The 14279-nt window shown below is 61.0% G+C and carries 17 protein-coding genes; 15 read left to right on the top strand and 2 right to left on the bottom strand.

What is annotated here, in order from left to right; translation table 11 throughout:
- Positions 1-40: 40 nt before the first annotated feature.
- Complete coding sequence (locus NKI17_RS20965; protein WP_254817366.1) at positions 41-193, bottom strand: hypothetical protein; 153 nt, start codon at positions 191-193, stop codon at positions 41-43.
- A 195-nt stretch (positions 194-388) separates the two neighbouring features.
- Between NKI17_RS20965 and coaD the strand changes: the two genes are divergently transcribed.
- The 8 genes from coaD to NKI17_RS20925 all read left to right on the top strand — a co-directional run bounded on the left by coaD (position 389) and on the right by NKI17_RS20925 (position 6589).
- Entirely contained in the window at positions 389-889 is a 501-nt protein-coding gene (coaD, locus tag NKI17_RS20960; protein WP_023674874.1) for a pantetheine-phosphate adenylyltransferase, read from the top strand.
- Positions 890-964: 75 nt separating this feature from the next.
- Entirely contained in the window at positions 965-1555 is a 591-nt protein-coding gene (locus tag NKI17_RS20955) for a peptidylprolyl isomerase (RefSeq protein WP_352471695.1), read from the top strand.
- 29 nt (positions 1556-1584) lie between these two features.
- Positions 1585-2097 carry a peptidylprolyl isomerase gene (locus tag NKI17_RS20950; RefSeq protein ID WP_023674876.1) on the top strand — a complete coding sequence of 171 codons (513 nt, stop codon included), beginning with the start codon at positions 1585-1587 and terminating at the stop codon, positions 2095-2097.
- A complete protein-coding gene (locus tag NKI17_RS20945; RefSeq protein ID WP_352568726.1) occupies positions 2094-2492 on the top strand; it encodes a hypothetical protein in 399 nt (132 codons plus the stop codon). Before NKI17_RS20950 ends, NKI17_RS20945 begins: the two co-directional genes overlap by 4 nt.
- Before the next feature lie 12 nt (positions 2493-2504).
- Entirely contained in the window at positions 2505-3590 is a 1086-nt protein-coding gene (gene queA / locus NKI17_RS20940) for a tRNA preQ1(34) S-adenosylmethionine ribosyltransferase-isomerase QueA (RefSeq protein ID WP_352906762.1), read from the top strand.
- Positions 3580-3849 (top strand): hypothetical protein, encoded by a 270-nt coding sequence (locus NKI17_RS20935; RefSeq protein ID WP_023674879.1) that lies wholly within the window; start codon positions 3580-3582, stop codon positions 3847-3849. The genes queA and NKI17_RS20935 overlap by 11 nt, the downstream gene beginning before the upstream one ends.
- A gap of 8 nt (positions 3850-3857) precedes the next feature.
- Positions 3858-4988 (top strand): tRNA guanosine(34) transglycosylase Tgt, encoded by a 1131-nt coding sequence (tgt, locus tag NKI17_RS20930; RefSeq protein ID WP_352906761.1) that lies wholly within the window; start codon positions 3858-3860, stop codon positions 4986-4988.
- 221 nt (positions 4989-5209) lie between these two features.
- On the top strand, positions 5210-6589 hold the full coding sequence (locus tag NKI17_RS20925; protein ID WP_352906760.1) for a glycosyltransferase family protein: 1380 nt from the start codon (positions 5210-5212) through the stop codon (positions 6587-6589).
- 9 nt (positions 6590-6598) lie between these two features.
- Here NKI17_RS20925 and NKI17_RS20920 read toward each other — a convergent pair whose 3' ends face one another.
- Positions 6599-7018: a DUF4864 domain-containing protein gene (locus NKI17_RS20920; RefSeq protein ID WP_352568720.1), complete on the bottom strand. Its 420-nt coding sequence runs from the start codon at positions 7016-7018 to the stop codon at positions 6599-6601.
- Between the two features lie 242 nt (positions 7019-7260).
- Here NKI17_RS20920 and NKI17_RS20915 point away from each other — a divergent pair, with 242 nt between their 5' ends.
- The 7 genes from NKI17_RS20915 (at position 7261) to NKI17_RS20885 (ending at position 14200) form a co-directional block, all read left to right on the top strand.
- Positions 7261-7497 (top strand): Lrp/AsnC ligand binding domain-containing protein, encoded by a 237-nt coding sequence (locus tag NKI17_RS20915; RefSeq protein WP_023674883.1) that lies wholly within the window; start codon positions 7261-7263, stop codon positions 7495-7497.
- Between the two features lie 173 nt (positions 7498-7670).
- Positions 7671-9083: a circularly permuted type 2 ATP-grasp protein gene (locus tag NKI17_RS20910; RefSeq protein ID WP_352448777.1), complete on the top strand. Its 1413-nt coding sequence runs from the start codon at positions 7671-7673 to the stop codon at positions 9081-9083.
- Between the two features lie 185 nt (positions 9084-9268).
- Positions 9269-10210, top strand: a complete 942-nt coding sequence (locus NKI17_RS20905) for an alpha-E domain-containing protein (RefSeq protein ID WP_023674885.1) — start codon at positions 9269-9271, stop codon at positions 10208-10210.
- 61 nt (positions 10211-10271) lie between these two features.
- On the top strand, positions 10272-11066 hold the full coding sequence (locus NKI17_RS20900) for a transglutaminase family protein (protein WP_352455718.1): 795 nt from the start codon (positions 10272-10274) through the stop codon (positions 11064-11066).
- A 31-nt stretch (positions 11067-11097) separates the two neighbouring features.
- Positions 11098-11829 carry a proteasome-type protease gene (locus tag NKI17_RS20895; protein WP_352593478.1) on the top strand — a complete coding sequence of 244 codons (732 nt, stop codon included), beginning with the start codon at positions 11098-11100 and terminating at the stop codon, positions 11827-11829.
- A 61-nt stretch (positions 11830-11890) separates the two neighbouring features.
- Positions 11891-13303, top strand: coding sequence for a pyridoxal phosphate-dependent decarboxylase family protein (locus tag NKI17_RS20890; protein ID WP_352906759.1), 1413 nt, complete (start codon positions 11891-11893; stop codon positions 13301-13303).
- A 129-nt stretch (positions 13304-13432) separates the two neighbouring features.
- Positions 13433-14200 carry a DeoR/GlpR family DNA-binding transcription regulator gene (locus tag NKI17_RS20885; protein WP_023674889.1) on the top strand — a complete coding sequence of 256 codons (768 nt, stop codon included), beginning with the start codon at positions 13433-13435 and terminating at the stop codon, positions 14198-14200.
- Positions 14201-14279 lie beyond the last annotated feature (79 nt).

Raw genomic sequence — 14279 nt, 5'->3', positions numbered from 1 at the left:
GCGCCAGCCCTATGGGCCGGTGTGTGAAGACACCCGCAATCTAGAAGTGGCGATAAGGCTTGCGGTTGCCGAAGCCTTCGAACCGCTTGGTATTGGCCTTGGCGCGGACGCGCTGTGCTTCCTGATGCAACCCGAATACGGTAGCGATCAGCATGGCGACGGTCATTGCGGTGGCGAGCATGTAGATCAGCATGTGCGTGTTCTCCTGCGCCTAACAACGATTAGATGGGTGTTTGGTTTCATCTTCTGCAGCTGCAACTTAGTGAACACTGCGTGAAGCTGTTGTGAGCGGCACATTCATCTGTCGTTCACGTCGGCCAAAAGGTTCATGGGGCGGGCTGGCGATCGGATTTGCCTTTAGGGGAGAGGCTCGCTAGAAGCACCTGCCATGACCGAACGCATCGCCCTTTATGCCGGCTCTTTCGACCCGCTGACCAACGGCCATCTCGACGTGCTGAAGGCGTCGCTGGCCGTGGCGGATACAATCTATGCGGCGATCGGCATCCATCCCGGCAAGAAGCCGTTGTTTTCCTTCGAGGAACGGGTTGGCCTGATCGAAACGGCCGCGAAGGCGGAATTCGGCAGCGACGGTGCGCGTATCAAAGTAGTCGCCTTCGACGGGTTGGTGATCGATGCGGCCAGGAAGCATGGCGCCTCGATCATCATCCGCGGCCTGCGCGACGGCACCGATCTTGACTATGAGATGCAGATGGCCGGCATGAACGAGACCATGGCGCCGGAGCTGCAGACCGTGTTCCTGCCCGCCAGCCCTTCAGTGCGCACCATTACCGCCACACTTGTGCGCCAGATAGCTTCGATGGGAGGCGACATCCGCCCCTTCGTGCCGGCGGCCGTGGCCGGCGCGCTCACCGCCAAATTCGCGAAATAAATGCATGTCACCCAAAAGTGGAACCCGGCTTTGGGTAACGACATGCATGAACGAAGATATTCGGAGAAAGATCCCATGCAGCTGAAAAAGCTTGCCTTCTTGCTTGCCGTGCTTGCCGGTCTTGTGACCGCATCCGTGTCGGCCTTTGCCGCCGATCCGGAAAACACCATGATCGTAACGCTGAAGGACGGCGACGTGACCATCGCGCTGAGGCCCGACCTTGCGCCGAAGCACGTCGCGCAGATCAAAAAGCTGGTGCGCCAGGGCGCCTACGACAACGTCGCCTTTCACCGCGTCATCGACGGCTTCATGGCGCAGACCGGCGACGTCAAGTTCGGCAACATGAAGAGCGGCTTCAATGCCGACGCTGTCGGCACCGGCGGCTCCGATCTTCCTGACCTGCCGGCCGAATTCTCCAGCACCGAGCACTACCAGCGCGGCGTGGTCGGCATGGCCCGCTCCGACGATCCGAATTCCGCCAATTCGCAATTCTTCATCATGTTCGCGCCGGCACCGCCGCTCGATGGCCAGTACACCATCGTTGGCAATGTCGTCAGCGGCATGGAGCTGGTGGACCACATCAAGAAAGGCGACGAGGCGCAGAACGGGACGGTGACCGACCCCGATCGCATGATCAAGGTGCGCATCGCCGCGGACGGCAAGTAACCCCAATTGTTCAAAAGGATATTTCTGACATGGCCGAAATCAAGGACCGCGAGAACGCGCTTATCATGGACACGACCAAGGGCAAGGTCGTCATCGAATTGTTTCCAGATCTGGCGCCCGGCCATGTCGGCCGTATCAAGGAACTGGTACGCGAAGGCGCCTATGACGGCGTGGTCTTCCACCGCGTCATCGACGGCTTCATGGCGCAGACCGGCGACGTGAAGTTCGGCAATTCCAACAAGCCGTCTTTCGCGCCATCGCGCGCCGGCACTGGCGGTTCCGACAAGCCCGATCTGAAGGCCGAGTTCTCCAACGCCAACCACGGCCGCGGCACCTGCTCGATGGCGCGCTCGCAGAACCCGAACTCGGCCAATTCGCAGTTCTTCATCTGCTTCGACGATGCCGCCTTCCTCAACCGCCAGTACACGGTATGGGGCCAGGTCATCGAAGGCATGGACAACGTCGACAAGATCAAGCGCGGCGAACCGGTGCAGGATCCTGACAAGATCGTGTCGCTCAAGGTCGCGGCCGACGTGAAATGACCGGCCGGGCTGTCGCGGCCATCGCATTTGTGCTCGTCGCGGCTGCCACCCCGGCGCTGGCGACGGAATCGATCGTCTGCAGCGCCGACGGCGGCGCGGCATCGATTGATGTTTTGATGGGACACACGGCCGTCATTGCGGTCGCGCGTGTGTGGCTGGATGCCGGCGGCAAGACATGGACCACGGACGGACAGGCAGGCTCAACGAAAGTCATCGTTGGACAGGCATTCGAAGACGACGAGCGCATGCTGATCGATCTCACTGATGAGGGCCTCAGCTCGATCGTCGCCAAATTGCGGCTGGTCAAGGCCAGCGAGCAGTCCAGCTTCGCAATGGGCGGTACGCTGAGCATAGACAGTGTCGGCGCCTGGGCGGTGACCTGCCCGGAACCTTGAGGCGGGGATTTCTTGCGCGTCGACCTTTTCGACTTCGATCTGCCGGAGGAGCGCATCGCGCTTCGCCCAGCCGAGCCGCGCGACAGTGCCAGGATGCTGGTGGTCAGGCCGGGTGAGGGGCTCGAAGACCGGACGGTGCGCGACCTGCCGGCCCTGCTCAAGGCCGGTGATGTGCTGGTCTTCAACGACACCAAGGTCATTCCGGCACAATTGAAGGGCATCAGGCGGCGCGGCGAAGCAGCAGCGCAGGTCGAAGCCACGCTGCATATGCGGATGGCGCCCGACCGGTGGCTCGCCTTCATGCGTCCGGGCAAGCGCATCGCCGCCGGCGATCGCATCCATTTCGGTCATGACGCCAATTCCTGCTTTCTCGGCCAGCTCGACGCGACAGTGATCGAGAAGGGAGAAGGTGGCGAGGTGCTGCTCGGCTTCGACCTGTCAGGTCCGTTCCTCGACGAGGCGCTGCATGCCGTCGGCCACATCCCGCTGCCGCCCTACATCGCTTCCAAGCGTGACGACGACGAACGCGACCGCAGCGATTACCAGACCATTTATGCCAAGGAGGAGGGCGCCGTGGCCGCGCCGACGGCAGGGCTGCATTTCACGCCGGAGCTGTTTGCGACGCTCGACGCCAAGGGCATAGAGCGCCGTTTCGTCACGCTGCATGTCGGCGCCGGCACGTTCCTGCCGGTGAAGGCGGACGACACCGCCGACCACAAGATGCACGCCGAAACCGGTTCGGTCAGCCCGGAAACCGCCGCGGCGCTGAATGCGGCGAAAGCAAAAGGAGGGCGCATTATCGCCGTCGGCACGACATCGCTGCGCTTGTTGGAGAGCGCGGCTGGCGAGGACGGCAGGCTGGCAGCATGGTCAGGCCCGACCGACATCTTCATCACGCCCGGCTATCGTTTCAAGACCGCAGACATGCTGATGACCAATTTCCATCTGCCGCGTTCGACGCTGTTCATGCTGGTTTCGGCCTTCTGCGGTTTGCAGACGATGCGCGCGGCCTATGCGCATGCGATCGAGAACCGCTACAGGTTTTATTCCTATGGAGACGCAAGTCTTCTGTTCAGGGAGGATACCGATGGACGATGACCTGGAAACCTTCGGCCGCGAAGCCTTGATCGCCGAGGTCAGGAAACTGCGCGCCGGAATCCGCCAACACCGCGACGCCACCGGCCATGATCTGTGCTGGCATCATCCCGACCTCTGGTCGCTTTTGCCCGAAAAGACCGAGCCGGCGATTGCCGTGCCGCCGTGGCCGAAATTCATGCGCGGCTGCATCCGCTACCGGCAATCACTCGACAAGCAGGCCCCGGACGCGCCGGTATTCGACAAGGAGTTCGATGGCTAGGGAATTCAATGACTGACGCATTCACCTTCAAGGTGCTGGCGACCGACGGCAGGGCGCGGCGTGGTGCAATCACCATGCCGCGCGGGGAAATCCGCACGCCTGCCTTCATGCCGGTCGGTACCGGCGGCACGGTGAAGGCCATGTATATGGATCAGGTGCGCGGCGTCGGCTCGGACATTATCCTCGGCAACACCTACCACCTGATGCTGAGACCCGGCGCCGAGCGCGTGGCGCGGCTCGGCGGCCTGCATGAATTCGCCCGCTGGCAGCATCCAATCCTGACCGACAGCGGCGGCTTCCAGGTGATGTCGCTGTCGAAGCTGCGGAAACTGACCGAGAACGGCGTTACCTTCCGTTCGCATATCGACGGCGGCGCCTACGAGATGTCGCCGGAGCGTTCGATAGAGATCCAGGGGCTGCTCGATTCCGACATCCAGATGCAGCTCGACGAATGCACGGCTCTGCCGGCCAAGCAGAACGAGATCGAGCGTGCCATGGAGTTGTCGTTGCGCTGGGCCGAGCGTTGCAAGACGGCATTCGGCGAGCAGCCCGGCAAGGCGATGTTCGGCATTGTGCAAGGCGGCGACGTGCCGGATCTGCGGCTGCGCTCGGCGCAGGCGCTGAAGGCAATGGAGCTGAAGGGCTATGCGATCGGCGGGCTGGCTGTCGGCGAGCCGCAAGCGGTGATGCTGGAGATGCTCGACATCAGTTGCCCGGAGCTGCCGGCTGACCGGCCGCGCTACCTGATGGGCGTCGGCACCCCGGACGACATTTTGAAGTCGGTGGCGCGCGGCATCGACATGTTCGACTGCGTGATGCCGACGCGGGCAGGGCGCCACGGCCTTGCATACACACGGCGCGGCAAGGTCAATCTGCGCAACGCCCGCCATGCCGACGATCCGCGTCCGCTCGACGAGGAAAGCGACTGCCCGGCCGCACGCGACTATTCGCGGGCCTATTTGCACCATCTGGTGCGCTCGCAAGAGGCGCTTGGGGCGATGCTCCTGACCTGGAACAATCTGTCCTATTACCAGCAGCTGATGCGCGACATTCGTGAAGCGATCGAGGCTGGCAGGTTCGCCGAACAAGCCGAGATCATCACGCAGCAATGGGCAAACGGTGACCTCGCCGTCCGATAGGCATGCTCGCCAGGAATCCGGCTCCAGGGAGGAGTTGCCCCTGCCATGAACTGTTTTGAAACGACTGCCTAATAAGCATTGCCGGACGACATCAGGCGAGGATCAAGAACCTGTTCGTTTCGGGGCAAGTTTCAGTTCCTGGCACGACGGTGCGGACGAACGGCATCGCCGAGCCTTCGCCTTCGACCCCCATCGCGGTTCAGCGATGGACGGCTGGGTCGTTGCTTGCCATTCTGGCGATCGCAGTGACCGGCCTGGTCTTGCGCTTACTTGGCGCGCGCGGCGACCTTTGGCTGGACGAGATCTGGAGCTTTGCGCTGATCGAGCCGCTGACCTCGATCGACCAGATATTCTGGCGCGTCAATCACGACAACAATCATTTCCTCAACTCGGTCTATCTCTATCTCATTGGCCCCGATGTTTCGCCGCTGATCCAGCGAGGTCTGTCGATAGCATTAGGTGTTGCCACGATCGGTGCGGCGGCAGCGAGCGCCGCATCGCGCGGACGACAGGCGATGATTGCCACAAGCCTGTTGTTTGCCGTGAGCTACCCAATGATCCATTACGGCTCGGAGGCGCGCGGCTATGCCGGCCTTGTGCTGTTCACGCTGCTTTCGGTCATTTTTCTGGAGCGCCGGCTCGACAGTAGACGGTGGTCTGGCGTGGCCTTGGCAGCGGCGATCCTTTTCGGCTTCCTGTGCCACCTCACCATGATCGGAATGGTGGCGGTCCTCGCAATATGGACCGCCTGGCTCGCCTGGCAGCGTACGGCGAAGGTCGGCCGTGTCGTTGCGGACCTGGCGTCGATCTTCCTGCCGGGCTTGCTTGCCGTGCTGCCGCTGGCTGTCGGCGTGTTTGTCGGCGGCAGGCTGTTCGGCTTCAGTGTCGGTGGTGTTTCGCCGTTCTCGATTGCCGCCTTCGCGCAGGGCTATGGCGGGATGATCCGCTCTCTGTTCGGGCTGCCACCCTGGTTCGGCGACGGGCCCTACATCGTTGCCGCCTGCTGTCTTGTCGGCCTCTCCGCCGGTGTCTGGCGCGGTCGCCGAGCCAGCCTTTATGCTATCGGGATTATCGGACTGCCTTTGCTCATGGCGGCGGCGCATCTGCCCAACCTCGAGTTCCCACGCTATTTCATCATCAGCGGAACATTGCTGCTGCTCTGGGCCGGCGAGATGATTGGCCGCGGCCTGGATGCTCGCGGGACTGCCAGGCTACTTGCGATGGGAGCGCTGGCGATCGTGGTGAGTGGAAGCATTTCGTCGCTGCTTCAGTTCTATCAATATGGACGCGGCTCCTACGCCGCTATCGTCGATGAAATGACCAGGAACGGCGCAACCACCTATGCCAGCGACGGCAATTTCCGCACCCCCATTGTCGTCGACTATTTTGCGGCGCGAATGGATCGTCGGGCATTGCTGGTTCCAGACGACGGGATGTGCACCGAACGGCCCGCCTGGCTGGTCCTCGAGGGGGACGTGGACAAACAAGCCGAACATGTCGAACCGACGGCCGCATGCGCTCTGGCCTATGAACGGGCCGATGCGTCGAGGCATTGGGGGTTTTCAGGCCTGAGCTGGACGCTCTACCGGCGACAGGATTGAAACACCCCTTTAGGTGCTGAGCGACGTGGACGCACGCAGGCTGCAGCCGGTGATCCGAAAGCTGCCGTCAGGCTGTAGTTCGAGCGTGTAGACCGCCTCGTAGTCCTTGCCATCCGGGCCGACGATCAGCACTTGCTGGATGATCGAGGTCGGGCTCGTCTCGCGAACCTTGCCGAAGGAGTAGGTCTGCGGTTGGCGCACCGGCAGATAGCCTTTTGTCACCATGTTCATGAAGGTATCGACGGTCGGAAAGATGCGTTTCACATTCGGTGCGGCAAAGCTGTAGGCCGTCATTCCGTCATTGGCGATGAAGGCCCTCAACTGCCCATCGATGACCGTCTGCGCCGCTTTGACTTCGGCGTCGCCAGCAAAGGCCTGGGATGCGAAAATGAATGGAACGACTGCGAATGCGAAAAACGCGCGGCGCATGGCCTGTCTCCGTTGTCCCTGAGAAATCGCTGCCTGAAGGTACATAATACCATACGCTTTGCAGTGCTTCAGGGTTTCAGCCGAGCGCAAACATTCGGCGTGGCAGTCCGTGTCCGAGCCGAGAAAGCATTGTCGAGGCGAGAACAGCCTGAGCGATTGCCGATGCTTGAAAGGCGAACGGCAGTCTGCCACAAGGGCCGCTCGATTATACCTAGAGCGTGCGATGTGAGCAGGACCAGGCAATGAAGGCATTTTTCGTGCAGATAAAGTGCGATCTGGGCAAGGCCTACGACGTTGCCAGCGCCCTGGCCGATGCCGAGATTGCTTCGGAAATCTACTCGACAGCCGGAAACTACGACCTGCTCGCCAAATTCTATGTCGACGACGAGGAAGACATCGGCCACTTCGTCAACGAGAAAGTGCAGATTCTTCCCGGCATCAAGGACACGTTCACGGTCGTCACCTTTCGCGCGTTTTGATCCGCATCCGGGCATCTGCCCGGACACCAGGCAAAGCCTGATCAAGGCCCTATTGGTGCTGCCTTAATTTTAGGCAAGTGCGATATACTGATCGCCGGCGCCCAACAAATCACCGATTGCGCTTGATTTTCTCCAGCGAGGCCAGTGAAATGGCGCCACAGGGGAGTATGCGATTGGCAGCGTTCGATGAAATGCTTCCGGAAGTTTCCGGGCTGAGAAAACCGTATTCGGCTTACGATCGCTGGCTGAAGGAACAGGACCCGGCCAGACTTACCGAGAAGATGCAGGACGCCGAACGCGTCTTTCGCAAGACAGGCATCACTTTCGCCGTCTACGGCGAGCAGGAAGCATCGGAGCGGCTGATACCCTTCGATATCGTTCCGCGCATCATTTCGGGCAATGAATGGCGACGGCTGACGCAAGGCATCGAGCAGCGCGTCCAGGCGCTGAACGCCTTTCTCGACGACATCTACCATCGCCAGGAGATCTTGCGCGCCGGCCGGGTGCCGAAGGAGTTGATCGCCAAGAACGAGGCGTTCCTGCCCGAGATGATCGGGGTGCGGCCGCCGGCCGGCGTCTATACCCACATTATCGGCGTCGACATCGTACGCATCAGCGAGAACGAGTTCTACGTGCTGGAGGACAACGCGCGCACGCCGTCCGGCGTCTCCTACATGCTGGAGAATCGCGAGACGATGATGCAGCTCTTCCCCGAGCTGTTCCAGCAGATCAAGGTGCGGCCGGTTGAGAATTACCCGCAGCTCTTGCGCCAGTCGCTGGCGGCAGTGCGGCCGCAAAGCACCAAGGGCGCGCCGACCATTGCCGTGCTGACGCCGGGCAGCTTCAACTCAGCCTATTTCGAACATGCTTTCCTTGCCGACCAGATGGGCGTGCAGCTTGTCGAGGGGCAGGATCTGCGCGTCGTCGATGGCCATGTCGCGATGCGCACCACCGAGGGCTACAAGCAGATCGACGTGCTTTACCGGCGTGTCGACGACTCGTTCCTCGATCCGCTGACCTTCCGCCCCGACTCGGCACTTGGCGTGCCGGGCATTATGGACGTCTACCGCGCCGGCAACATCACGATCGCCAATGCGCCGGGAACCGGCATCGCCGACGACAAGGCGATCTATTCGTACATGCCCGAGATCGTCGAATTCTACACCGGCCGCAAGGCGATGCTCGGCAACATCCCGACCTGGCGCTGCTCGGAGCCGGACAGCCTGAAATACGTTCTCGAGCACATCGATGAATTGGTTATCAAGGAGGTCCACGGGTCCGGCGGTTACGGCATGCTGGTCGGTCCGGCGGCGACCAAGAAGGAATGCGAGGATTTTTCCAAAAAGCTCGCGGCAAAACCGTCGAACTACATTGCTCAGCCGACGCTGGCGCTGTCGACCTGTCCGATCCTGACGGACAAGGGGCTGGCGCCGCGCCATGTCGATCTGCGCCCCTATGTGCTGGTTTCCGACCGTATCCAGATCGTGCCCGGCGGGCTGACCCGAGTAGCGCTCAAGGAAGGCTCGCTGGTCGTCAATTCCTCGCAAGGCGGGGGCACGAAGGATACGTGGGTGTTGGATGATTAGAGTGGAAGTAGCGAGTAGGGAATAGCGAATAGTGAATAGTGAATAGTGAATAGTGAATAGATAAGGATATGGGTCGTTAATGTTGGTGAAATGCCCTGAAGTGAAGCGCGCGGAATCGTGCCCTGGAATCTGGATAGTCACCATTCACCATTCACCTTTCACTATTCACCACAGGACCGCCTGACATGCTTCTCGGCCGCACCGCCAACGGGCTCTACTGGATGAACCGCTACATCGAGCGGGCGGAAAACATGGCGCGGCTGGTGGATGCCGGCTTGCGCATGGCGCTGACTCGTACCCAGAACGCTTCGGAGGAGTGGAATTCGGTGCTGCTCAGCGCCGGTTCGGACGCCAGCTTCACGCAGAAATATTCCGACTACACCGCCGCCAATGTCGCCGACTATCTGCTGCGCGACACATCGAACCCGTCGAGCACGATGTCGTCTATCGAAACGGCCCGTAACAATGCCCGCATGGTGCGTACCGCACTGACGCGTGAAACCTGGGAAAGCATCAACGAAGCCTGGATGTCGCTGAAGCGGATGCTGGCCAAGCCGATCGACGAGCGCGACCTGCCCAATGCGCTCGACGCAATCAAACGCGAGACGGCGCTGATCCGCGGCTCGTTCTACGGCACGATGCTGCGCAACGAGATTTTCGATTTTTCGCAGCTCGGCACGTATGTCGAACGCGCCGACAACACCGCGCGCATCCTGGATGTGAAATACTACGTGCTGTTGCCGTCGATCTCCTGGGTCGGCTCGACGCTCGACAACTACCAGTGGGAATCGATCCTGCGCTCGGTGTCGGCGCACCGTTCCTATCGCTGGGTCTATGATGCCGACTACAAGCCGAGCAACATCGCCGATTATCTGATCCTCAACGTCCGCATGCCGCGCTCGCTGACCTTTTGCTACCGCTTCCTGACGGAGCATCTCAAATTCCTGGGTGACGACTATGGGGAGCGCCACGCCTGTCATGCAACGGCTGCCAAGACCCAGGCCATGCTGACGGCCGGGTCGATCAAGGATATTTTCGACGCCGGCCTGCACGAATTCCTGGCCAATTTCATCCGCGACAACACCAGGCTCGGCGACGAGATCGCGCAGGATTACAGGTTCTATTGAGCATGATCCAAGAAAGCGGAGATCGGTTTTCGGAAAAGCTCATGCTCCAGGGACGAGAGCGATGCGGCTGAAGATCACCCACCGAACCGAATACCGCTACGATGCGCCCGTGCATTATCTGTTGCAGCGTTTGCGGCTGCTCCCGGTGAACGGGCGCACCCAGACGGTACTGTCCTGGGCGCTGAAGATCGAAGGCGCACGCGAGGAAGTGCGCTTCACCGACCATTTCGGCAATGATACCCGGCTGTTGAGCGTCGAGGGCGAGCGCGACTTCATCACCGTCGAAGCAGCCGGCGAAGTGGTGACGCGCGACACCGCTGGCGTCTGCGGACCGCACCAGGGTTTCGCGCCGCTCTGGCTGTTCGGCCAGGAAACGCCGCTGACGACGATCGGCAGCGGCATTCGCGAGCTTGCTGCCTCGGTCGGCAAGGGTACCGACATCGAAAGGCTGCACCGGTTGATGGCGGTGATCGGCGAGCGCGTCGCTTATACGCCGGACACCACCAACGTGACGACGCCGGCCGAAGAGGCCCTGGCGCTCAAGACCGGCGTTTGCCAGGACCACAGCCACATCTTCGTTGCCGCGGCGCGTGCCATGGATTTTCCGGCCCGCTATATCAGCGGCTACCTGATGATGGATGCGGCCATCGAGCAGGCGGCAAGCCACGCTTGGGCCGAGGCGCATGTCTCGGGCCTCGGCTGGGTCGCCTTCGATGTCGCCAACGGCATTTCTCCGGACGAGCGTTATGTGAAGGTGGCGACCGGCCGCGATTATCGCGACGCCACGCCGGTATCTGGAATTCGGCTGGGACAGGCGGAAGAACAGCTTGCGGTCACCGTCACCGTGGAGCAGTAATCCCCGGCAAGATTGTTGCCAAAGAGATTCGATGACCTATTGCGTCGGCCTGAAGATCGATCGCGGGCTCGTGTTCATGTCGGACACGCGCACCAACGCCGGCATGGATTCGATTTCGACCTTCAGGAAGATGCATGTCTGGGAAGAGCCGGGCGAGCGCGTCATCGTTTTGATGTCGGCCGGCAATCTGGCGACGACCCAGGCCGTGGTCAGCCTGCTCGACGAACGCACCAAGGCAGTGGCGGAGCGCCGTGCCACGCTGCTCGAAACGCCCTCCATGTACCAGACAGTCCGGTTGGTCGGAGACACCGTCAAGGAGGTCATCGCCAGTTCGTCGCCGGCTGGCGAAAAGGCGGATTCCTACTTCAACGCCTCCTTCATCCTCGGCGGTCAGATCAAGGGCAGCGCGCCGCGCCTGTTCATGATCTATCCGGAAGGCAATTTCATCGAATCGACCGACGACACGCCGTTCTTCCAGATCGGTGAGACCAAATACGGCAAGCCGATCATTATCCGCGCTTATGAAAGGACGATGAGTTTCGCCGAGACGGTGAAATTGCTGCTGGTGTCGTTCGACTCGACGCTGAAGTCGAACCTGTCGGTCGGCCTGCCGCTCGACCTGCTGTTCTATGAAAAGGACACTTTCAACGTCGGCCTCAAAAAGCGAATAACCCAGGACGATCAATATTATCGTACGATCTCGGATAGCTGGTCGAACGCGCTGAAGACCGCCTTTGCCAGTCTGCCTGATTTTCCCGAATGAAAACCTTCGTTTTTCGTGCTCTTTGATCGCGGCTCGATGAGGCGCCACGGAGGCGAAGAAGATGAATAGCAACGAATTCCGCGAGTGGTCGCTGCGAGCGGCTGAATGGGGCGTCGACTACAGAAACAGCCTTCGCGAGAGACCGGTGCGGCCGCTTGTCGAGCCGGGCGAAATCTTCAAAAGCATCGATGCCGCGCCGCCGGAAGACGGCGAAACGATGCAGGCAATCTTCGCCGATTTCGAACAAAAGATCCTGCCTGGCATGACGCACTGGCAGCATCCGCGTTTCTTCGCCTATTTCCCGGCCAATGCGGCACCGGTCTCCGTCGTGGCCGAGTATCTGGTTTCCGCGATGGCCGCGCAATGCATGCTCTGGCAGACCTCGCCGGCGGCAACCGAGCTCGAGACGCGTGTCGTCGACTGGATGCGGCAGGCGCTTGGTTTGCCGGAGGGATTCTCCGGCGTCATGCAGGATTCGGCTTCGTCGGCGACGCTTGCCGCCGTGCTGACCATGCGCGAGCGCGCGCTCGACTGGCAAGGCAACAAGAACGGCTTGCAAGGGCAGCCGGTCGTGAGGGTCTATTCTTCCGACCAGGTCCATACTTCCATCGACCGGGCGATCTGGGTGTCGGGCATCGGCGAGGCGAACCTCGTGCGCATTCCGGTCGCCGGACCCTTCCGCGCCATGCAGACGGCGGCTCTGGAAGCCGCGATCGTTACCGACCGCGAAAACGGCATGCTGCCGGCGGGCATCATCGCCAGCGTCGGCGGCACAAGTACCGGCGGCACCGACAATGTGGCGGCTGTTGCCGAGGTGGCGAAGCGGCACGGGCTCTACCTGCATGTCGATGCCGCATGGGCCGGCTCCGCCATGATCTGCCCCGAGTTCCGGCATTTCTGGACCGGCGCCGAAAATGCCGATTCCATCGTCTTCAACCCGCATAAATGGTTGGGGGCACAGTTCGATTGCTCGATGCAGTTCATCCGCCAGCCGGAAGACCTGGTCCGCACGCTGGCGATCAAGCCCGAATTCCTCAAGACGCATGGCCGCGACGGGGTCATCAACTACTCCGAATGGTCGGTGCCGCTCGGACGGAGGTTCCGCGCGCTGAAACTTTGGTTCCTGCTGCGTGCGCATGGCTTGGAAAATCTGCGGAACATGATCCGCAACCATGTCGCCTGGAGCGAGAGCCTCGCCGCGCGGCTGGCTCGGGAACCGGATTTCGAGATCGTCACGGAACCGATGCTGTCGCTATTCTCATTCCGCCATCTCGCGGCTGCGGCCATCGACTCTGACGAGCACAATTTGCGGCTGGTCAGCGCGATCAACGATGACGGCCGCATCTACCTGACGCAGACCCGGGTGGACGGGCAGGTGGCGATCCGCTTTCAGGTCGGGCAGTTCGAAACGACTGCGGCGGACGTCGATACTGCTTTCGAGGTCATCACTGAGATCGCGCGGGGGCTGAGTTGATAGCCTCGTCGAGATTGCGCCGGAGCTTTTCTCTCTGCAGTCGCCCGATTTTCATTAGCCGGCCCATACCTGTTCATGGCTTTCGTTTTCAGCTATAGACGAGAAAAACGAAAATGAGAGGTTTGCTAGATGTATCTGTCGCCGCGTCATTCCGAAATCATCCAGATGGCCAAGGACCATGGCCGCGTACTGGTCGAGGAGCTGGCGACGCATTTCAACGTGACGCCGCAGACGATCCGCAAGGATCTCAACGATCTCTGCGACCAGCGGCTTTTGTCCCGCATCCATGGCGGGGCATTGTTCCCCTCCGGCATCGAGAACATGGAATATGAGGCTCGGCGCAAGATCGCCGCCGAGGAGAAGGAGGCGATCGGCCGCGCAGCAGCCCGGCTGATCCCCGACAACGCGTCTCTGTTCATCAATATCGGGACAACGACGGAAGCTGTCAGCAAGTCGCTGCTCGATCACAGCGGCCTGATGGTCATCACCAATAACATCAATGTTGCCAACAGGATGCGCATATATCCTTCGATCGAGGTGGTGATCGCCGGCGGTGTCGTGCGCGGTTCCGACGGTGGTGTGGTCGGCGAGGCCGCGGTCGATTTCATCAGGCAGTTCAAGGTCGATTTTGCGGTGATCGGCGCCTCGGCCATCGACCATGACGGCGCACTGCTCGACTTCGATTTTCGCGAGGTGAAGGTGGCTCAGGCGATCATCGCCAACGCCCGACATGTGATCCTGGTGTCGGACCAGACCAAATTCGAGCGCACCGCGCCCGTCCGCATCGGCCATCTGTCGCAGGTCAACACCTTTATTACCGATCGTTGCGACATCCCGTCGGTGCGTAAGATCTGCCAGGAGGCAGAAGTTCAGCTGATCGAAACGTCGCTCTCCTAGAGATGCCGTAGCGGCATCTTCCGCCTATCATATTTCGTTTGACATTCGTTATCATTTCGAAATAATTCCTCGACGGTTT

The organism is Mesorhizobium sp. M0816 (assembly GCF_040320005.1).
Classification (GTDB): Bacteria; Pseudomonadota; Alphaproteobacteria; order Rhizobiales; family Rhizobiaceae; genus Mesorhizobium.
This window is presented reverse-complemented; position numbering and strand designations above follow the sequence as displayed.